This window comes from Phaeovulum veldkampii DSM 11550 (genome assembly GCF_003034995.1).
GTDB classification, from domain to species: Bacteria; Pseudomonadota; Alphaproteobacteria; order Rhodobacterales; family Rhodobacteraceae; genus Phaeovulum; species Phaeovulum veldkampii.
Genome location: NZ_PZKF01000013.1, coordinates 18,604 through 37,248, shown reverse-complemented (window position 1 = coordinate 37,248; position 18,645 = coordinate 18,604). Strand labels below are relative to the sequence as shown.

Genomic DNA, 18,645 nt, shown 5'->3' with positions numbered 1-18,645 from the left:
TCCCTCCGTTACGCGGCATATACCTGCCTGCCCCCGACGAATGTGGCAAGCACCCGGCCCTCCATGCGTTGCCCGTCGAAGGGGGTATTCTTTGATTTGGAGTGCAGCGCGAAGCGGTCGAGCACGAAGGGCGCATCGGGGTCGAACAGCACCAGATCGGCCGGGGCGCCCTGTGAAAGCTGCCCTTGCGGCAGGCCAAGCCGCCGCGCGGGGTTCAGCGCCATGGCACGGAACAGTTGCGGCAGGCTCAGGGCGCCTGCGTGGAAGAGCCGCATCGCCGCGGGCAGGAAGGTTTCCAGCGCGACCGCGCCCGATGCGGCCTCTTCAAACGGCAGGCGCTTTGATTCCTCGTCCGCCGGGGTGTGCATCGAACTGATCACGTCGATCAGCCCCGAGGCCACCGCCGCAACCACCGCCTGCCGGTCATCCTCGGACCGCAGGGGCGGCGTCAGCTTGAAGAAGGTGCGGTAATCACCCACGTCAAATTCGTTCAGCGTCAGATGGTGGATCGAGACGCCCGCCGTCACGTCCCGCCCGTTGGCCTTGGCGCGTTCCAGCGCGGGCAGGGTGCGGGCGGTGGTGATCTGATCGGCGTGATAGCGCGCGCCGGTCATCTCGATCAGCGCCATGTCGCGGTCAAACCCCATCCGTTCGGCCAGCGGCGACACGCCGGGCAGGCCGCGAAGCGAGGCAAATTTGCCTGAGGTGACAGCGGCGCCCGCCGACAGGCCGGGGTCTTGGGGGTGGCCGATCACCAGCGCGCCAAGGCTGCGGGCGTAGGTCAGCGCACGCGACAGAACCTTGGTATTGGTCACCACATGGTCGCAATCGGTAAAGGCCACGGCGCCTGCGTCGAGCAGAAAGCCGATCTCGGTCATCTCGCGGCCCTCGCGGCCCTTGGTCAGCGCGGCCATGTGGCGGATACGGACGGGCGCGGCCTCGGCGGCGCGGCGGGTGACGAATTCCAGCGTTTCGGGGCTGTCGATCGCGGGCAGGGTGTCGGGGCGGGCGATGATCGTGGTCACGCCGCCCGCCGCCGCCGCCCGCCCTGCCGAGCGAAACGATTCGCGGTGCCGTTCGCCCGGCTCGCCGATTTTCACGCCAAGGTCCACGATGCCGGGCGCCAGGCATTTGCCGCCGCAGTCGATGATTTGCGCGCCGTCAGGGGCGGCGATGTCGCCCAAGGCCGCGATGGTCTCGCCCTCGATCAGCAGGCTGCCGATGGTTTCGGTCAGGGCCGCGGGGTCGATCAGGCGGGCGTTTTGCAGCAGGATCATTCGGTCACCACCTTGGCCCGGGCGTCGCGGGCATCGAGAATCTCGGTCAGCACGGCCTGACTGTCGGCCAGATGCTTGATCAGGTGTTTTGCGCCGTCTTTCGTGACCACCTGCACATCGCCCATCAGGCGGCGGACGGTTTCGATTTCCAGCAGCATCACCTGCCGACCCTGCGGGCCGATCAGGCGGCGGTCGGTCAACTGCCAGCGCCGGGCGAACGCTTCGGAGGCGAGGAAGGCGCCGCGCGCGAAAATCGCCGCGATCACACCGGCGCTGGCGATCAGGATCTGGTCGGCCTTGCCGAAGAACGGCAGAATCAGAATGCAGGCAGCCACGCCCACGCCCGACATGGCGGCGTGATCGGACCAGTATCGGCGCCGGTCAGCGGGGAAGACGGCCAGAACCGGCTCGCCCTCGGACAAGGGCAGCTCCGAGGCCGGGCCGGGGCGATAGTTCAGGACGGGGTCGCGTTCGATCCTAGGCATATGTTTCCCCCAACGCGGCGCGGCCGCGTTCGGCGCGCAGGTTCTGCGCCAGAAGGTCCATGCAGGCCATACGGACGGCGACGCCCATTTCCACCTGATCCTGAATCACGCTGCGGTTGATGTCATCGGCCAGTTCGCCGTCGATTTCGACCCCGCGGTTCATCGGGCCGGGGTGCATCACGATGGCGTCGGGTTTGGCATGGGTCAGTTTTTCGGCATCCAGTCCGTAGCGGTGGTAATATTCGCGTTCCGACGGGATGAAGCCGCCGTCCATCCGTTCTTTCTGAAGCCGCAGCATCATCACCACATCGGCGCCCTCAAGACCGGCCTGCATGTCGTCATAAACCTCGCAGCCAAAGTCGGCGACGCCTGCGGGCATCAACGTGGGCGGCCCGATCAGGCGCACGCGGTTTTCCATCTTGCCCAGCAGCAACAGGTTTGACCGCGCCACCCGGCTATGCGCGATGTCGCCGCAGATCGCCACCGTCAGCCGCTGGATCCGGCCCTTGGCGCGGCGGATCGTCAGCGCATCCAGCAGCGCCTGCGTGGGGTGTTCGTGCTTGCCGTCGCCCGCGTTCAGCACCGCGCAGTTGACCTTGGAGGCCAGCAGGTTCACCGCGCCCGATTGGGGATGGCGCACCACCAAAAGGTCAGGGTGCATCGCGTTCAGCGTCAGCGCGGTGTCGATCAGGGTCTCGCCCTTCTTCACAGATGACTGCGCGACCGACATGTTCATCACATCTGCGCCCAGCCGCTTGCCCGCCAGTTCGAAACTGGCCTGTGTGCGGGTGGAGTTTTCAAAGAACATGTTGATCTGGGTCAGCCCTGCCAACGCATCGGTGCGCTTTACCGTCCGGCGGTTCAACTCCACATAGCGGTCGGCCAGATCAAGAACGGTGCGAATCTCTTCGGGGGCGAGATGCTCGATCCCCAAAAGGTGTCTGGCGCGGAATGTCATCGCGGCCTCTCCACTCACGGTTTGGGCGCTTATGGCAAAGGGGGCAGGGGCTGGCAAGCGGCATCGGCTTGCCGTTGGTCGGGCAAGGGCCTAGCCTTGCGCCATGATCCACGCCGCTGCCCCCGACCTTGATCTGGCCACCGCGCTTGCCTTGTATGAGTGGCAGCGCGAGATGGGCGCCGATGAGGCGATGCTGGACGTGCCGCTGAACCGCTATGATCTGGACCCTGCGCCACGTGCCGCGGCGCCGGTTCCGGCGGATGCCCCCGCACCTGCCGCCGCGCCCGTGATCGCTGCCGACCCGGTGGCGGCGGCGCGCGCGGCTGCGGCCGCGGCGGGCGATCTGGCGGCGCTGGCCGCCGCTATGGCAGCCTTCGATCTCTGCGAGTTGAAAAAGGGCGCTCGGTCCTGTGTCTTTGCCGATGGCAACCCCGCCGCCCGCGTCATGGTGATCGGCGAGGCGCCGGGCCGCGAGGAGGACATCGCAGGCCGCCCCTTTGTGGGCCGCGCTGGCCAGTTGCTGGACCGGATGCTGGCGGCCATCGGCTTGTCGCGTCAGTCCACCGACCCGGCGCAGGCGGTTTACATCACCAACGTCTTGCCGTGGCGCCCGCCCGGCAACCGCGACCCCGACCCTGCCGAGATCGCCATGTTCCTGCCGTTTCTGGCCCGGCATGTGGACCTGGTGGCGCCAAAGCTGATCGTGCTGATGGGCAACACCCCCTGCGCCGCGGCGCTGGGCCAGCGCGGCATCCTGCGGCTGCGCGGAACCTGGGCCACGGCGTTTGGGCGACCCGCCCTGCCGATGACGCACCCGGCTTATCTGTTGCGCCAGCCCGCCGCCAAGCGCGAGGCCTGGGCTGACCTGCTGGCCTTGCGCGCGGCTCTGGAGGCCTGACATCCTCGTGATCGGCGACGGAAGCGGCGCCGTGGCACGTTGCACGGGGGCCGCTCTGGTTCTAGGCGGGAATGGCACTACATCCGAAAACAGCGGCAAGGCGGGGCTTTTGCCCGCAGTAGCGAAGGGCGAGGGCCGATGCGGTTTCTGACGCGCAGTCTGATGGGGCTTTTGGGGGTTGCGCTGACGCTGGCGCTGCTGGTGTTGGCGGGCTGGCAGATCATGTCGGCGGTGGAAACCCGGCGCGCTGCCGATGCCCCACCGATGATGGCGCGCGAACGGGTGTTTTCGGCCGATGTGCTGACCGTGCGGCTGGAAACGCTGACCCCGGAACTGACCGCCTTCGGCCAGATTGAAAGCCGCCGCAGGCTGGAACTGCGCGCTGCTGCCTCGGGAACGGTTCTTGATCTGGCCGAGGCGTTCGAAGATGGCGCGGCGGTGCGCCGGGGCGATCTGTTGATGCGCATCGACCCGGCCGAGGCAACGGCGGCGCGCGACAGCCAGCGCGCCGCATTGGCCGAGGCCGAAGCGGCCCTGGCCGAGGCGCGCCGCGCGTTGCTGATCGCGCGCGACGATCTGGCGGCGGCGGTGGAACAGGCGCGCCTGCGCGATCAGGCGATGGCGCGGCAGCAGAATCTGAATACCCTTGGCCTGGGCAAGGCGGCCGATACCGAAACCGCCGAACTGGCCGCCAGCGCCGCCGCGCAGGCCGTGCTGTCGCGCCGCTCGGCGCTGTCGCAGGCCGAGGCGGCGCTGGACCGGGCCGAAAATACGCTGGAGCGCGAAAAGATCGCCTTGACCGAGGCGGAACGCAAGCTGGCCGACACCGAACTGCGCGCCGAATTCGACGGGCAATTGTCGGGCGTATCGGCGGTGCGGGGCGGGCTGGTTTCGACCAATGAAAAGCTGGGTGAGCTGATCGACCCGGCGGCCCTTGAGGTGGCCTTCCGGGTGTCGAACGCGCAATATGCCCGGCTGCTGGATGCCAAGGGCGCGCTGGCCCCGGCGCGGGCCGAGGTGGCGCTGGATCTGGGCGGCACCGAGCTTGTGGCCGCCGCGCGGCTGATGCGGGTTGGCGCCGCGGTGGGCGAGGGGCTGACGGGGCGGCTTTTGTATGCGCAAATCGAGGCGGGCGCGGCAGGCTTTCGCGCAGGCGATTTCGTGACCGTGCGGCTGGCCGAGCCGGAACTGGCGCAGGTGGCGCTGTTGCCCGCCACGGCGGTTGATGCGGCGGGGCAGGTGCTGGTGCTGGGCGCCGATGACCGGCTGGAAGAAGCCGCGGTCGAGGTGCTGCGCCGTCAGGTCGATGATGTGATCGTGCGCGCCACGGCGTTGGCCGGGCGCGAGATCGTGGCCGAACGCACGCCGCTGCTGGGCGCGGGTCTGAAGCTGCGCCCGCTGCGCGGGGTGCAGGGCGGCGGCGGTGCGATCGCCGCGCCCGCGCCGGACCGCATCGCGCTCAGCCCCGAGCGGCGGGCGCAGCTGATTGCCTTCGTCGAGGCCAACCCGAACATGCCCGCCGAGGCCAAGGCCCGGATTCTGGCGCAACTGGCACAAGACGAAGTGCCCGCACAGGTGATCGAGCGGCTGGAACAGCGGATGGGGGGCTAGCCTATGGCTCGCATCGACATGACGGCACTGCCCCCCGCGCGCGGCCTGATCGCCACCTTTACCCGCCATCGCACGCTGGCCAATATCGTTCTGGTGGTGATGATCGTGGCGGGGCTGGCCGCCCTGCCGCGGATGCGCGCGCAGTTCTTTCCTGACAGCGTCGTGCAGGAAGTCTCGGTCTCGGTGATCTGGGAGGGGGCCGGCGCCGAAGACGTGGACCGCGCCATCGTGCAGGTGTTGGAGCCCTCGCTTCTGGTGGTGGAGGGGGTGGAAAGCACCACCTCGCGCGCCTCGGAGGGCAAGGCCCTGATCGAGTTGGAGTTCGAGCCGGGCTGGGACATGGGCCGGGCCGTCGATGATGTCGAGGCTGCGCTGAACCTTGCCGACGACCTGCCCGCCGATGCCGAGCCCCCCGAGGTCACGCGCGGGGTGTGGCGCGATACGGTGACCGATGTGGTCATCACCGGCCCGCTGCCGCTGGACCAATTGGGCCGGATGGCCGACGAACTGCTGGTGCGCCTTTATGCGGTGGGGGTGACGCGCACTGCGGTGCGGGGCATTGCCGCGCCCGAGGTGGTGGTCGAGGTGCCCTCGCTGCAACTGATCCGCCATGACCTGAGCATGGCCGAGATTGCCGCGGTGATCGCCGCCGAGGCCGCTACGGCGCCCGCAGGCGATGTGGCCGCCGGTCAGGCTCGGGTGCGAACGGGGCAGGAAAAGCGCAGCCCCGAACAACTGGCCGGGCTGGTGTTGCGGGCCAATGACGACGGCTCCAAGGTGACGCTGGGCGATGTCGCCACCATCCGCTCGGAGGGGGCGGATCGCGCGCGGGCCTATTTCGTCGGCACTGACCCGGCGGTGACGATCAACGTGGCGCGCAGCGATCAGGGCGACGCGATCAAGATTCAGCGGCAGGTCGAGGCGGTGATTGCCGAGATGAAGCTGAGCCTGCCCGAGGCGGTCACGATCGAATTGATCCGCACCCGGTCAGAGGCGATCAGCGCGCGGATCGACCTGCTGGTCAAGAACGCCGCGATGGGGCTGGTTTTGGTGGTGGGCCTGCTGTTTCTGTTCCTGAACGCGCGCACCGCCTTTTGGGTGGCGGCGGGGATTCCGGTGTCGATGCTGGCGGCGATTGCGGCGATGCATATGGCCGGGCTGACGCTGAACATGATCTCGATCTTTGCGCTGATCATCACGCTGGGGATCGTGGTCGATGATGCCATCGTGGTGGGCGAACACGCCGATTTCCGCGCCCGTCATCTGGGCGAGCCGCCGATGCTGGCTGCCGAAAACGGCGCCCGGCGGATGCTTGCCCCGGTCTTTGCCTCGACCATCACCACGATCATCGCCTTTGGCGGTCTTGCCGTGATCGGCGGGCAGATGGGCAACACGATCAAGGACATTCCTTTCACGGTGATCGCGGTTCTGGCGGCCTCGCTGGTCGAGTGCTTTTTGATCCTGCCCAACCACATGGGCCATGCGCTGATGCGCGCCGCGCGCGAGGAATGGTTCGACTGGCCCTCGCGGCAGGTCAACCGCGGTTTTGACTGGTTGCGGCACCGCGTGATGCGCCCGGTTACGCAACTCGTCATTCGCGCGCGCTATGTGGTGCTGGCGGCTGCGGTGGCGCTGTTGGCGTCGCAGGTCGGGCTGGTCATTTCGGGCAAGGTGCAGTGGCGGTTCTTCAACGCGCCCGAACAGGGCAGCGTCGTTGGCAATTTTGCCATGCTGCCGGGCGCCGAACGGGCCGATACGCTGGCCATGATGCGCGGCCTGCAAGAGGCGGTGACGCGTGTCGGCGCCGCCTATGAGGCCGAGCATGGCGTGAACCCGGTGGAATATGCCATCGCCGAGATCGGCGGCAATTCGGGCCGCCCGCTGGCGGGCGCCGACACCAAGGATGCCGACCTGCTGGGCGCAGTTTCCATCGAGCTGATCGACCCCGATCTGCGCCCCTTTTCATCGGCCGAATTCATTGCCCGGCTGCAAGACGAGGCGCCGCGCCACCCCGCGCTGGAGGAATTGTCGTTCCGCAGCTTCCGCATGGGGCCCAGCAGTGACGGGCTGTCGGTGCAATTGTCGGGTGCTGAATCGCGCACCCTGAAAGAGGCGGCAGAGGCGCTGAAGGCGGCGCTGGCTGCCTATCCCGAGATTTCGGCGGTCGAAGACAATCTGGCCTATGACAAGGAAGAACTGATCCTTGACCTGACACCGCAGGGTGCGGCCCTGGGCTTTACCATGGAGGGGCTGGCGCGCGAGTTGCGCCACCGCCTGAACGGGATCGAGGCCGCCACCTACCCCGACGGCACCCGCAGCGCCGCGATCCGGGTGGAACTGCCCGAGGGTGAACTGGCCGCCGATTTCACCGAACGGCTGCGCCTGCGCACCCCGTCGGGCGCCTGGGTGCCGCTGGCCGATATCGTGCAGGTCGATGTGAAGACGGGCTTTTCCACCATCCGCCGCGAAAACGGGCTGCGTCTGGTGGCGGTCACGGGCGATCTGTCCGAAGACAACGCCGAACGCGCCACGCAGATCACCGACGAACTGACCGGCACGATCCTGCCGCGCCTGTCGGAAGATTTCGGCGTGGCCTGGCAGCTTTCGGGCATGGCGGAACAGGAACGCGATTTCATGGCCGATGCCATGGTGGGGCTGGCGCTGTGCCTGATCGGCATCTTCATCGTGCTGGCCTGGATCTTTTCCAGTTGGACACGGCCGATTGTGGTGATGGCGGTCATTCCCTTCGGGCTGATCGGGGCGATCTGGGGGCACTGGTTCTGGGGTCTGCCGCTGTCGATGTTTGCGGTCGTGGGGCTGATCGGAATGGTGGGGATCATCATCAACGATGCGATCGTTCTGGTTTCGACCGTTGATGAATATGCCCAGACCCGCGGGCTGGTGCCCGCCATCGTCGATGCCGTCAGCGACCGTCTGCGCCCGGTGTTTCTGACCACGGCGACCACGGTTTTGGGGCTTGCGCCGATGCTCTATGAACGCTCCAGTGCGGCGCTGTTTCTGAAACCCACGGTCATCACGCTGGTCTATGGGCTGGGGTTTGGCATGGTTCTGGTGCTGATCGTGGTGCCTGCAATTCTGGCAGTGCAGCAGGATTTCGGGCGCCAGACGCGGGCCTTGCGGCGCGCGGTGCGGGTGCCGGGGCTGCGGATGGCGCTGGGGTCTGTGGCAATGGTTCTGGCGCTGGGCTTTGCCGCCACTTTGGGCCGGGCGATGCTGACGGGCGGCGGGATGGGCGCGGCTTTTGCGGTCTTTGCGGTCTTTGCGCTGGTGGCGGCGGTGGCGGCCAGGCTGATCGTGCCGCGGCTGCGGCGCCCGGCTATCCGGGGCAGCCGCTGATCTCGATGGCCTGACCGCCCTCGCCCAGAATGGTGATGACCAGATCGTCGGGGTTGACCGCAAACGGGCTTGCGCTGTCGGGCACCATGTCGGCCTCGGAAATCAGCCGTCCGCCGCGGCGATGCGTCACCGGGTCAGAAACCCAGACCGGCCGACCGCGCAATTCAATCAGCGCCACCTCGCCCACGCCCATCGGCGGCAGGTCGATTTCGGCGCGCACATGCATGCCGTCGGCAATCGGCGCCAGTGTGCAGCGGGCGGCGCCGGGGTGCGGTTCGGGCCGGGCCTTGAGCGCGGCGGCAATGATGGGGTCGGGTGCGCCCGGCCCGGTGATTTCGGCCGCCAGATCAAGCAGGACGGGCACGCAGATATGGTCGCAGATGCCCATTTCGACCGAGGCGGACAGGCGCACCGGGCGGGTCGGGTCGGCGGGAGTGATCTCCAGCGGCAGGATCATCTCGTGCCGGTAACCCACGGTGCGCATTCCGTTGGTTTCAAAGACCTGCGGGCGGGGCCAATGCACCGCCACCGATGCCACATTGTCAGACCCGGCCCAGTCGAACTGCGGCGGCACGCCCGCCTCGCCCGGTGCGCGCCAGTAGGTTTTCCAGCCCCCGGCCAGTTGCACATGCAGCGCCGACATGTGGCTGCCTGTCGCGGTCTGCCAACCGCTGCGCAGCCCGGCCGCGGTCATGCCCGGCGGCAGATCGTCGGCCGTGGCGGGCGTGGCCAAAAAGTGTAGCGCAACGAGGGTGGCGCACAGGGCGGGGTGAAAGATCTGCATGACATGGGCTTACCCCTGCGGGTGCCGCACTGCAAAGTCACAAACGCGCCAGCGGTGCGGGGCTGTGCGCTGATGCCACAGGCCGCCCCTTGCGCCGCAGTCACGGTCGCGCAATGGTAAGGTGAAAGGCAGGGTTGCATGGATCTGAGCGGAAAATTCCTGATCGCGATGCCCGGCATGGGCGACCCGCGCTTTGCTCATGCGGTCGTGATGCTGTGCGCTTATTCCGACACCGGCGCGATGGGGCTGATCGTGAACAAGCCCGCGCCGCAGTTGCGCTTTGCCGATCTGCTGGACCAGTTGGGCCTGCCGCAGCGCGCCGATGTGCCCGACCTGCCGGTGCAGTTTGGCGGGCCGATGGAAACCGGGCGCGGCTTTGTGCTGCATTCGGGTGAATGGTTCGGGGCCGAGGGCACGATGTGGCTTGGCCCCGATCTGGCGATGACCTCGACGCGCGATATTCTGGGCGATATCGCGGCGGGGCGCGGCCCGCGGCGGGCGCTGCTGGCGCTGGGTTATGCCGGGTGGGGGCCGGGTCAGCTTGACGCCGAGATTCTGGAAAACGGCTGGCTGACCGCCGAGGCTGACCCCGAACTGATCTTTGCCAAACCGAATGCCACGAAATGGGAGGCGGCGCTGCGTGCGCTGGGGGTGGACCCGATCAGCCTGTCGGCCACCGCCGGGCGGGCCTGACGCCTAGGGCCGGGGGGCTGCGGCCCGGCGCAGGCGGTCATTGATGGCGCGGCCAAGGCCGGTTTCGGGCACCGGCGCCACCGCGATGCGGCCCGCGGGGCCTGCCAGACGATCAGCCTCGCGCAGCGCATGAAACAGCGTCGCCGCAGCCTCAACCAGATCGCCCGCGGGCGACAGGTTCAGATCGGCGCCCGCGCAATCGGGGCCAAAGCCCAGCCAGACCTCGCCCGCCTCGGGCCGCGTGACGCCCAGCCGAACCGCCGCGCCGGGCGCATAATGCGAGGCCAGTTGCCCCGGCGCCGAGGGCTTTGCCGCATCGCCGCCGGCGGCAAGGGGCGCGCCAATCAACGCCTCGATCGCCTCGGCAGGCACCCCGCCGGGGCGCAGCAGGATGGGCGGGGACAGGGCTAGGATCGTCGATTCCACCCCCACTGCGCAGGCGCCGCCATCCAGAACAGCGGCGATCCGGCCTGCCAGCCCCTCGGCCACATGCGCCGCACGCGTCGGGCTGACCTTGCCCGAAGGGTTGGCCGAGGGCGCGGCCAGCGGCCCGCCAAAGGCACGCAGCAGCGCCTGCGCCACCGGATGTGCGGGCAGCCGGATCGCCACGGTTTTCAGCCCTGCGGTGACAAGGGCCGAAATCCCGGCCTCGGGCCGCAGCGGCAGCACCAACGTCAGCGGCCCCGGCCAGAAGGCCGCCGCCAGCCGTTCGGCCTGCGCATCGAACACCGCGATCTGGCGGGCGGTGTCCAGATCGGGGACATGCACGATCAGCGGGTTGAACCGGGGCCGCCCCTTGGCCTCAAATATCCGCGCCACCGCCATGTCAGAGCGCGCATCGCCGCCCAGCCCGTAGACCGTTTCCGTCGGAAAGGCGACAAGCTCCCCGGCGCCAAGGACCGCAGCGGCGCGGGCAAGCCCCGGCGCATCGGGCTGCAATATCTCTGTTTTCAGGGTCATCTCGGGCTGTGACGCGGCGTTGGGGTTGATGGGGCTTGACCTTGCGGTAATCTGCCCTGACCAGTCACGACATACGCGCCGGGTTCGCACTTGCCAAGGCGTTAGGGAGAGTTGCCATGCCGTATCGGTCGCCCGTGGGCGAGTTTCGTTTCATCCTGTCCCATGTCGTGCCGCTGGCCCCCGTCGCGGCCACCGAACGCTTTGCCGAGGCGCAGCCCGAAACCGTCGAGGCGATCCTGACCGAGGCGGGCCGTCTGTGCGACGAGGTGATGGCGCCGCTGAACCGCGCGGGTGATCTGCGCGGGGCGCGGCTGGAAAACGGCGTCGTGCGCGCAAGCCCCGGCTTTGCCGAGGGCTACCGCGCGATTGCCGAGGGCGGCTGGGTTGGCACTGCGGCCCCGGTGGCCTTTGGCGGCATGGGCCTGCCGCAGGCGATCAACATGGCGGTGAACGACATGATGTCGGGCGCCTGCCTTGCGCTGCAACTGAACCCGCTGCTGACCCAGGGCCAGATCGAGGCGCTGGAGCATCACGCCAGCCCCGAGATGCAGGCGCTGTATCTGCCAAAGCTGATTTCCGGGGAATGGTCGGGCACGATGAACCTGACCGAGCCGCAGGCAGGCAGTGATGTGGGCGCCTTGCGCAGCAAGGCCGACCCGAACGGCGACGGCACCTATGCGATCACCGGCCAGAAGATCTATATCAGTTGGGGTGACAGCGATGTCACCGCAAACGTCTGTCATCTGGTGCTGGCGCGGCTGCCCGATGCGGCGCCGGGCACCAAGGGGATCAGCCTGTTCATGGTGCCCAAATTCCTGCCGGATGCAAAGGGCAACCCCGGCAGGGCCAACAGCCTCAAGGTTGTCAGCCTGGAACACAAGATGGGCCTGCACGGGTCGCCTACCTGCGTGATGGCCTTTGAAGGGGCCACCGGCTGGCTTGTCGATGCGCCCGGCAAGGGGATGGCGGCGATGTTCACGATGATGAACAATGCCCGCCTTGCGGTGGGGGTGCAGGGCATCGGCGTGGCCGAGGCGGCCTGTCAAAAGGCGGTGGACTATGCCCGCGACCGCGCCCAGATGGGGCCGATCATCGGCCATGCCGACGTGCGGCGGATGCTGGCCACGATGAAGGCCGAGGTCTTTGCCGCACGGTCCATCGCGCTGGCCTGCGCCGTGGCGCTCGATATGTCCCGCGCGACGGGAGAGGCCGACTGGGCCGGGCGCGCGGCGTTTCTGACGCCGATCGCCAAGGCCTACGGCACCGAAACCGGCATTCGCGTGTCCGAGATGGGTGTGCAGGTGCATGGCGGCATGGGCTATGTGGAGGAAACCGGTGCCGCGCAATTCAGCCGCGATGTGCGTGTGACCGCGATCTATGAGGGCACCAACGGCATTCAGGCGATGGACCTTGTCGGCCGCAAGATGGCCGACGGCGGCGAGGCCGCGTTCCGGCTGTTGCAGGAAATCGAGGACGGGGCCGAGGGGGCGCGGGCCGCGCTGCCGCAGCTTGCCGGTGATGTGTGGTCGGCCGCCGAAACGCTGCGCGAGGCGACCGAATGGTTGCTGGGGCAGGGCAGCCAGGACCGTTTCGCCGGGGCGGTGCCCTACCTGATGGCCTTTGCCCGCGTGCTGGGGGCGCATTATCACCTCAAGGCCGCCGTGTCCGAGGGCGGCACTGGCCCGCGCACGGCGCTGGCTGCCGTTTACATCCGCCGGCTGCTGCCCGCCTATGCCGCCCATCTGGCCGAGGCGCGCGAGGGCGCGGCGGGCCTTTACGCGCTCAGCCCCGAGGATTTGGGGGCGTGATCGCCCCCGCCCCGATCCGCCACCCCTGGCCCGAGGCCCCGGCGCCCGGCGGCGCGGTCGAGGTTGCGCCCGGTGTGCTATGGCTGCGCCTGCCGCTGCCGATGGCGCTGGATCATGTCAACGCCTATGCGCTGGACGAGGGCGATGGCTGGACCGTGGTTGATCCAGGGCTGGACACTCGCAAATCGCGCGCGATCTGGGATGGGCTTCTGGCCGGGCCGTTGGCAGGCAAGCCGGTGACGCGGGTGGTTGTCACCCATTACCACCCCGACCATGTGGGCCTTGCCGGCTGGTTTCAGGCGCGCGGGGCCGAGGTGTGGATGTCGCGCACAAGCTGGCTGTGGGCGCGGATGCTGGTTCTGGACGAACACCCCTTGCCGGTGCCCGAGACGATGGCCTTCTGGCGCGCCGCAGGGATGGATGCGGCCCAGCTTGCCACCCGCGCCGCCGAACGGCCCTTCAACTTCTGCGATGTGGTCCACCCGTTGGCCTACGGTTTCCGCCGCCTTACCGAGGGACAGGAGATCACCATGGCCGGGCGCCGCTGGAGGCTGCGGATGGGTGACGGCCACGCCCCCGAACACGCGACGTTCTGGAGCCGGGAGGATGATCTGGTGATCGGCGGCGATCAGCTATTGCCAGGCATTTCGGCCAACCTTGGCGTTTACGCGTCAGAACCGCTGGCCGACCCGGTGGCCGACTGGCTGGCCAGTTGCGCGCGGCTGGCCGAATTCGCCGATGACCGGCATCTGGTGCTGCCCGGCCACAAGCTGCCGTTCACCGGCCTGCCGCTGCGGCTGCGGCAGATGATCCAGAACCACCACGGCGCGCTGGACCGGCTGCGCGATCATCTGGCAAGCCCGCGTACGGCGGTGGCGTGTTTTGCGCCGCTGTTCGCGCGCCCGATCGGCCTGCCCGACTATACGCTTGCGCTGGTCGAGGCGGTGGCGCATCTGAACCATCTGCTGTTGCGCGGCGAGGCGGCGCGCGAGATGCGCGACGGGGTCTGGTTCTGGCGGCGGGTGTGAGGCACGTATTTTCGCACGCGCGATCTGTTGCACGAACGAAACCCCGACTGCGTTCTTTGACCGGTCTCACGCCCTTGTGTTGCGACTGTCGTCTTTGTGGTGTTTGAACTGGCGCAAGCCACCCATGCTGACCCGGAGGTTTGCGCGATGCGCCGAATGCTGGTTTGTCTTCTGTTCCCGCTCGCTCTGGCTGCCTGCGGCGCCGAGCCGGTCTGGGCCCCTGATGCCGCAGTTTCTGCCGCCTCCTACTCCAGCGGCGAGCCGCCCTCGGTCACGCTGTTCACGGTGATCAGCACCCGCACCGGCGGCGGCGGCCATTCGGCGCTGATGATCGATGGCAGGCAGCGGGTGATGTTTGACCCGGCAGGCACCTGGTATCACCCCTATGTGCCGGAGCGGAACGATGTGCATTATGGCATCACCCCCCGGATGCGCGCCTTCTACATCGACTACCATGCCCGTGAGACGTTCTTTGTGCGCGAACAGCGCGTGCCGGTCAGCCTTGAGGTGGCAGAGATCATGCGCGCCCGCGCCGAGGCGAACGGGGCCGCGCCCAAGGCGTTCTGCGCCAATGCGGTGGGCGATGTGCTGCGCGCCACGCCGGGGTTTGAATCCATGCCGGGGGGCTTTTCGCCGCTGCGCATTTCCAAAGCCTTTGCCGAACTGCCGGGGGCGACGCTGAAGGATCACTATGACGGCGATCCCGACAACAATTCCGGTGTGCTGATGATCGAGGCGAAGAAGGCCGAGGAACTGGGCATCGTCGCGCCCAACGGCCACCGGCAGGGCTCTAGGGTAGAGTGAACAGGCCCAGGTAAAGCACCGCCAGCCCGCCGATGATGCCCGCAAGCGTGTTGCGGGTGATCAGCCCCGCGCCGACGGTGGCCACCGCCGCAAGCAGGCGCGGCAGGTCAAACTCGCCCCCGGTGCCCGAGGGCCAGATCACCAGCGGCGCCACAAGGCCCGGCAGCACCGCCACCGGCGTATAACGCAGATAGCGCAGCACCCATTCGGGCAGCGGTCGGTTGCCGATCATGCCCAGAAACGAAAACCGCAGCAGAAAGGTGCCGATCCCCAGCACCAGAATGATCGTCCAGATTTCGAGGGGGGTGAACGTCATGCCCGGCGCCTTTCGATCCACAGTTCGACCTGCGCGCCGGTCACCATGGCGGCGACAGCGGCGATCAGCAGTCCCACCCCCGCGGGCAGAAACGCCAGCGCCAGCGCCAGCCCGACCGACACCAGCGCCGCTGCCACATGGGCGGCACTGCGCAGCATCGGTGCGAGCATCGCCAGAAAGGTGATGGGCACCGCAAAATCCAGCGCGAATTCAGGCGGAATCGCCTGCCCCAGTGTGGCACCCGCCCAGGTCGAGACATACCATTGCGGGCAGACCGGGCTACAGGCCCCGGCGTAATAGGCCAGCTTTTCAGCAAGGCTGCGGTCTGGTTGACGCTCATAGTCCTGAATCGCCAGCGCATAGGATTGGTCGACCATGAAATAGGCCACCAGCGCCTTTTGCCAGCCCGGCGCCGCGCCCAGATGCGGGGTCAGGCTGGCCGAATACATCGCCATCCGCAGGTTGACCGCCAGAGAGGTGGCCAGCACCACCAGAACCGGCGCGTTGTCGGCCATCAGTTGCACCGCAGTAAACTGTGAGGCCCCGGCGATCACCAGCACCGAAAAGCCCATGATCTCGGCCAGATTCAACCCCGCTTCGGCGCCCGCCACGCCGAACAAAAGCCCGAACGGCACGATCACCAGCAAAAACGGCAAGCCATGGCGGAAGCCCTGCCAATAAGCGGCGGAAACAGATCGGTTGGACATGCGGCTTGGCTTTCGGCAGGGGATGGGCCAGTCATAGGTGATGGGCTGGCGGATGCAAGGCGGGGCGTAGCAGGTGGGGGCATGAAGATTGCGGGTCTGATCCTTGCGGGCGGGCAAAGCCGCCGGATGGGCGCCGACAAGGCGTTGCTGCGGCTGGCGGGGCAGCCGCTGCTGGCGCGCGTCGCGTCGCTGCTGGCGCCGCAGGTGGCGGTGCTGGCGCTGTCGGGCGGGTCCGCGCCTGCGCGGCTGGCAGGGTTCGGCTGGCCGGTGCTGCCCGATCCGCCGGGGCTGGCCGGGCAGGGGCCCTTGGCGGGAGTGCTGGCGGGGCTTGACTGGGCGGTGGCGCAGGGTGCCGTGGCGCTGGTCACGGTGCCGGTCGATACGCCCTTTCTGCCCGCCGATCTGGTGACGCGGCTGACCGATGTGGGCGGCGCGGCCTTTGCCGAAAGCCGGGGCCGCGATCACCCTACCGTGGCGCTGTGGCCGGTGACGGCCCGGTCGGCGCTGGTCGCCCGGCTGGATACGGGCGAACGGAGGCTGCGCGCCGCGCTGGATGGGGCGGCGCGGGTCAGCTTTGCGGGCACGCCCGATCCGTTCTTCAACCTCAACACGCCCGAGGATCTGGCAAGCGCCGAAGACTGGGTCAGGGAGGCCGCGCCTTGGTAAGCATCCGCCGCGGCCTTGCCCCTGATCAGCGCGCCGCCGCGGCCGCGCTGTACTGGCTGGCCTTCGGGGGCAAGCTGGGCCGGGTGATGGGCCCCGCGCCCCGCGCGCTGGCCTTTATCGAACGGGTGATCGCCGCCGATCATGTTCTGGTGGCGGTCGGCCCCCAGGGCACGCTGTTGGGCGTGGCCGGGTTTCGCACCTGGGAAGGGGCCTTTGTTGGCGGCGGGCTGGGCGATCTGGTCGCCGTCTATGGCCCCTTTGGCGGGCTGTGGCGCAGCGCCTGCCTGTCGGTTCTGGCGCGCGAGACGGTGGCACATGGCTTTATCGTCGATGGCATCGCGGTGCGCCCCGATCACCGCGGCGCAGGCATCGGCGCGGCCCTGATCGAGGCGCTGTGTACCGAGGCGCGGGCGCGCGGCCATGCCGAGATGCGGTTGGATGTGGTCGAGGAAAACATCCGCGCCCGCGCGCTGTATGAACGGCTGGGTTTTGCCGTCAGGCGGCGGATCTCCAGCCGCCTGACGCGCCTTTTGTTCGATTTCCACGGCACCTTTGTGATGGTGCGCAGGCTTTAGTTGATGATCAGCCCCTGGGCGCGGAACATCGCCTTCACGTCGGTTTCGGGGCGGGCGCCGAAATGGCCGATCACCTCGGCGGCGGCCAGTGTGCCCATCCGGCCCGCGACCTCAAGGCTTTGGCCTGTGGCGATGCCGTAGAGAAAGCCCGCGGCAAACTGATCGCCCGCGCCGGTCGCATCGACCGGCACCACGCGGCGCACCGGCACCTCGACCCGCTGGCCCTGGCCGATCACCACCACCTCGGCGCCCGAGCGCGTGCAGACCACCAGATCGCACTCAGCCGCGGCCTGTGCCAGGGCCGTTTCGACATCGGTTTGATACAGCGAAGCCCATTCGTGTTCGTTGCCGATTACAAAATCCATCTCGTCGCGCACCAGCCGGCGAAAGCTGTCGCGGTGGCGGTCCACGCAGAACGGGTCCGACAACGAGATGCCCGCGCGCCCGCCGCCCCGGCGGCAGCCCTGCGCGGCCTTGAGGAACGCGGCCTTGCCGTGATCCTTGTCGAACAGATAGCCCTCAAGAAAGACGATCCCGGTATTTTCTACCACATTCAGCGGCACGTCTTCGGTGCCCAGATCGGCCGAGACACCCAGATAGGTATTCATAGAGCGTTCCCCGTCAGGGGTGACAAAAATCATGCTGCGCGAGGTGGGCAGCTCGGCAGCCGCCACCGGCTGGTTCACGAAATCGGTGCCCTCGGCGGCCATGGAGGCGGCATAGAACCGGCCCAGTGCATCGTCGCGCACGCGCCCGATAAAGGCGGTGGTCAGGCCAAGGTTGCCCAGCCCCGCGATCGTATTGGCGACCGATCCGCCCGGCGCCTCTGTGCGCGCGCCCATCGCGTCATACAGCGCCTCGGCCCGATCCCTGTCGATCAGTTGCATGATGCCCTTGCCAATGCCCATCCGGTCCAGAAAGGCATCGTCCGACTGCGACAGAACATCGACGATGGCATTGCCGATGCCCACCACCTGATAGCGTTTCACGGGGTTTTCTCCTCATATAGGCAGATGTCGCGGATCAGGCAGTCGCCACAGCGCGGCTTGCGCGCGGTGCAGATGTAGCGGCCATGCAGGATCAGCCAGTGATGCGCGTGGCGCTGCCATTCGACGGGCACGTTGTCCTCGATGGCCCGCTCGACCGTTTCCACATCGCGGCCGGGGCAGATGCCGGTGCGGTTGCCGATGCGGAAGATATGGGTATCGACGGCCTGCGCGGGGTGGTGAAACCACATGTTCAGCACCACATTCGCCGTCTTGCGCCCAACCCCTGGCAGGCTTTGCAGCGCCGCGCGGCTGGAGGGCACCTGACCGCCGAACTGCTCGATCAGGATCTGGCTGAGCCGGATCACGTTTTTCGCCTTGTTGCGGAACAGGCCGATGGTCTTGATATGCGCGATCAGCCCCTCTTCGCCCAGGGCCAGCATCTTTGCGGGCGTGTCGGCAATGGCGAACAGCCCGCGCGTGGCCTTGTTCACGCCCGCGTCGGTGGCCTGCGCCGACAGGGCCACGGCAACCAGCAGGGTAAAGGCGTTGACATGCTCCAGCTCGCCCTTCGGTTCGGGCTCGACCGCGTGAAAGCGGCGGAAAACGTCCTGCATCTGGGCATAAGGCAACTGGCGTGTCATGACCCCCGGTATGCCCGCCCCGCCCCGCCCCGGCAAGGGGCGCGCGCATCTGCCGCGAATGCGCAGCTTTCGGGTCGCGGCGGCGGTG

The 18,645-nt window shown here is 68.0% G+C and carries 18 protein-coding genes; 9 read left to right on the top strand and 9 right to left on the bottom strand.

The window, feature by feature from the left end; translation table 11 throughout:
- Nucleotides 1-8 precede the first annotated feature (8 nt).
- Genes pyrC through C5F46_RS07230 form a run of 3 tightly spaced genes read right to left on the bottom strand, consistent with a single transcriptional unit; the run spans nt 9 to nt 2,720 of the window.
- Entirely contained in the window at nt 9-1,277 is a 1,269-nt protein-coding gene (gene pyrC, locus C5F46_RS07240; protein WP_107324692.1) for a dihydroorotase, read from the bottom strand.
- Nucleotides 1,274-1,762: a hypothetical protein gene (locus C5F46_RS07235; protein WP_107324691.1), complete on the bottom strand. Its 489-nt coding sequence runs from the start codon at nt 1,760-1,762 to the stop codon at nt 1,274-1,276. The genes pyrC and C5F46_RS07235 overlap by 4 nt, the downstream gene beginning before the upstream one ends.
- Nucleotides 1,755-2,720: an aspartate carbamoyltransferase catalytic subunit gene (locus C5F46_RS07230; protein ID WP_107324690.1), complete on the bottom strand. Its 966-nt coding sequence runs from the start codon at nt 2,718-2,720 to the stop codon at nt 1,755-1,757. The genes C5F46_RS07235 and C5F46_RS07230 overlap by 8 nt, the downstream gene beginning before the upstream one ends.
- Before the next feature lie 103 nt (nt 2,721-2,823).
- Here C5F46_RS07230 and C5F46_RS07225 point away from each other — a divergent pair, with 103 nt between their 5' ends.
- The 3 genes from C5F46_RS07225 (at nt 2,824) to C5F46_RS07215 (ending at nt 8,586) form a co-directional block, all read left to right on the top strand.
- On the top strand, nt 2,824-3,618 hold the full coding sequence (locus C5F46_RS07225) for a uracil-DNA glycosylase (RefSeq protein WP_107324689.1): 795 nt from the start codon (nt 2,824-2,826) through the stop codon (nt 3,616-3,618).
- 138 nt (nt 3,619-3,756) lie between these two features.
- Nucleotides 3,757-5,229: an efflux RND transporter periplasmic adaptor subunit gene (locus C5F46_RS07220; protein ID WP_107324688.1), complete on the top strand. Its 1,473-nt coding sequence runs from the start codon at nt 3,757-3,759 to the stop codon at nt 5,227-5,229.
- Nucleotides 5,230-5,232: 3 nt separating this feature from the next.
- On the top strand, nt 5,233-8,586 hold the full coding sequence (locus C5F46_RS07215; protein WP_107324687.1) for an efflux RND transporter permease subunit: 3,354 nt from the start codon (nt 5,233-5,235) through the stop codon (nt 8,584-8,586).
- Here the strand turns inward: C5F46_RS07215 and C5F46_RS07210 are convergent.
- On the bottom strand, nt 8,567-9,370 hold the full coding sequence (locus tag C5F46_RS07210; RefSeq protein ID WP_107324686.1) for a protein-disulfide reductase DsbD domain-containing protein: 804 nt from the start codon (nt 9,368-9,370) through the stop codon (nt 8,567-8,569). The genes C5F46_RS07215 and C5F46_RS07210 overlap by 20 nt on opposite strands.
- A 138-nt stretch (nt 9,371-9,508) precedes the next feature.
- Here C5F46_RS07210 and C5F46_RS07205 point away from each other — a divergent pair, with 138 nt between their 5' ends.
- The gene (locus C5F46_RS07205) at nt 9,509-10,063 is read left to right on the top strand and encodes a YqgE/AlgH family protein (protein ID WP_107324685.1); all 555 of its coding nucleotides are present in this window, start codon (nt 9,509-9,511) and stop codon (nt 10,061-10,063) included.
- A 3-nt stretch (nt 10,064-10,066) separates the two neighbouring features.
- Here C5F46_RS07205 and C5F46_RS07200 read toward each other — a convergent pair whose 3' ends face one another.
- The gene (locus C5F46_RS07200; protein WP_107324684.1) at nt 10,067-11,023 is read right to left on the bottom strand and encodes an L-threonylcarbamoyladenylate synthase; all 957 of its coding nucleotides are present in this window, start codon (nt 11,021-11,023) and stop codon (nt 10,067-10,069) included.
- 116 nt (nt 11,024-11,139) lie between these two features.
- Here C5F46_RS07200 and C5F46_RS07195 point away from each other — a divergent pair, with 116 nt between their 5' ends.
- The 3 genes from C5F46_RS07195 to C5F46_RS07185 all read left to right on the top strand — a co-directional run bounded on the left by C5F46_RS07195 (nt 11,140) and on the right by C5F46_RS07185 (nt 14,663).
- Nucleotides 11,140-12,831, top strand: a complete 1,692-nt coding sequence (locus C5F46_RS07195) for an acyl-CoA dehydrogenase (RefSeq protein ID WP_107324683.1) — start codon at nt 11,140-11,142, stop codon at nt 12,829-12,831.
- Nucleotides 12,828-13,859, top strand: a complete 1,032-nt coding sequence (locus C5F46_RS07190) for an MBL fold metallo-hydrolase (RefSeq protein WP_407947326.1) — start codon at nt 12,828-12,830, stop codon at nt 13,857-13,859. Before C5F46_RS07195 ends, C5F46_RS07190 begins: the two co-directional genes overlap by 4 nt.
- A 156-nt stretch (nt 13,860-14,015) precedes the next feature.
- Nucleotides 14,016-14,663 carry a hypothetical protein gene (locus tag C5F46_RS07185; RefSeq protein WP_235820111.1) on the top strand — a complete coding sequence of 216 codons (648 nt, stop codon included), beginning with the start codon at nt 14,016-14,018 and terminating at the stop codon, nt 14,661-14,663.
- Here C5F46_RS07185 and C5F46_RS07180 read toward each other — a convergent pair.
- Both C5F46_RS07180 and C5F46_RS07175 read right to left on the bottom strand, forming a co-directional pair.
- Nucleotides 14,650-14,979 (bottom strand): AzlD domain-containing protein, encoded by a 330-nt coding sequence (locus C5F46_RS07180; RefSeq protein ID WP_107324682.1) that lies wholly within the window; start codon nt 14,977-14,979, stop codon nt 14,650-14,652. The two genes, C5F46_RS07185 and C5F46_RS07180, sit on opposite strands and share 14 nt — an antisense overlap.
- Entirely contained in the window at nt 14,976-15,686 is a 711-nt protein-coding gene (locus C5F46_RS07175; RefSeq protein ID WP_107324681.1) for an AzlC family ABC transporter permease, read from the bottom strand. The genes C5F46_RS07180 and C5F46_RS07175 overlap by 4 nt, the downstream gene beginning before the upstream one ends.
- An 81-nt stretch (nt 15,687-15,767) precedes the next feature.
- On the opposite strand from C5F46_RS07175, the gene mobA reads away from it, so the two are divergent.
- Together mobA and C5F46_RS07165 are read left to right on the top strand one after the other, a co-directional pair.
- Nucleotides 15,768-16,352: a molybdenum cofactor guanylyltransferase MobA gene (gene mobA, locus C5F46_RS07170; RefSeq protein ID WP_107324680.1), complete on the top strand. Its 585-nt coding sequence runs from the start codon at nt 15,768-15,770 to the stop codon at nt 16,350-16,352.
- On the top strand, nt 16,346-16,927 hold the full coding sequence (locus tag C5F46_RS07165; RefSeq protein ID WP_235820110.1) for a GNAT family N-acetyltransferase: 582 nt from the start codon (nt 16,346-16,348) through the stop codon (nt 16,925-16,927). The genes mobA and C5F46_RS07165 overlap by 7 nt, the downstream gene beginning before the upstream one ends.
- Here C5F46_RS07165 and C5F46_RS07160 read toward each other — a convergent pair.
- The gene (locus C5F46_RS07160; protein WP_107324679.1) at nt 16,924-17,916 is read right to left on the bottom strand and encodes an adenosine kinase; all 993 of its coding nucleotides are present in this window, start codon (nt 17,914-17,916) and stop codon (nt 16,924-16,926) included. The genes C5F46_RS07165 and C5F46_RS07160 overlap by 4 nt on opposite strands.
- Nucleotides 17,913-18,557 (bottom strand): endonuclease III, encoded by a 645-nt coding sequence (nth, locus tag C5F46_RS07155; RefSeq protein WP_107324678.1) that lies wholly within the window; start codon nt 18,555-18,557, stop codon nt 17,913-17,915. The genes C5F46_RS07160 and nth overlap by 4 nt, the downstream gene beginning before the upstream one ends.
- Between the last annotated feature and the right edge of the window lie 88 nt (nt 18,558-18,645).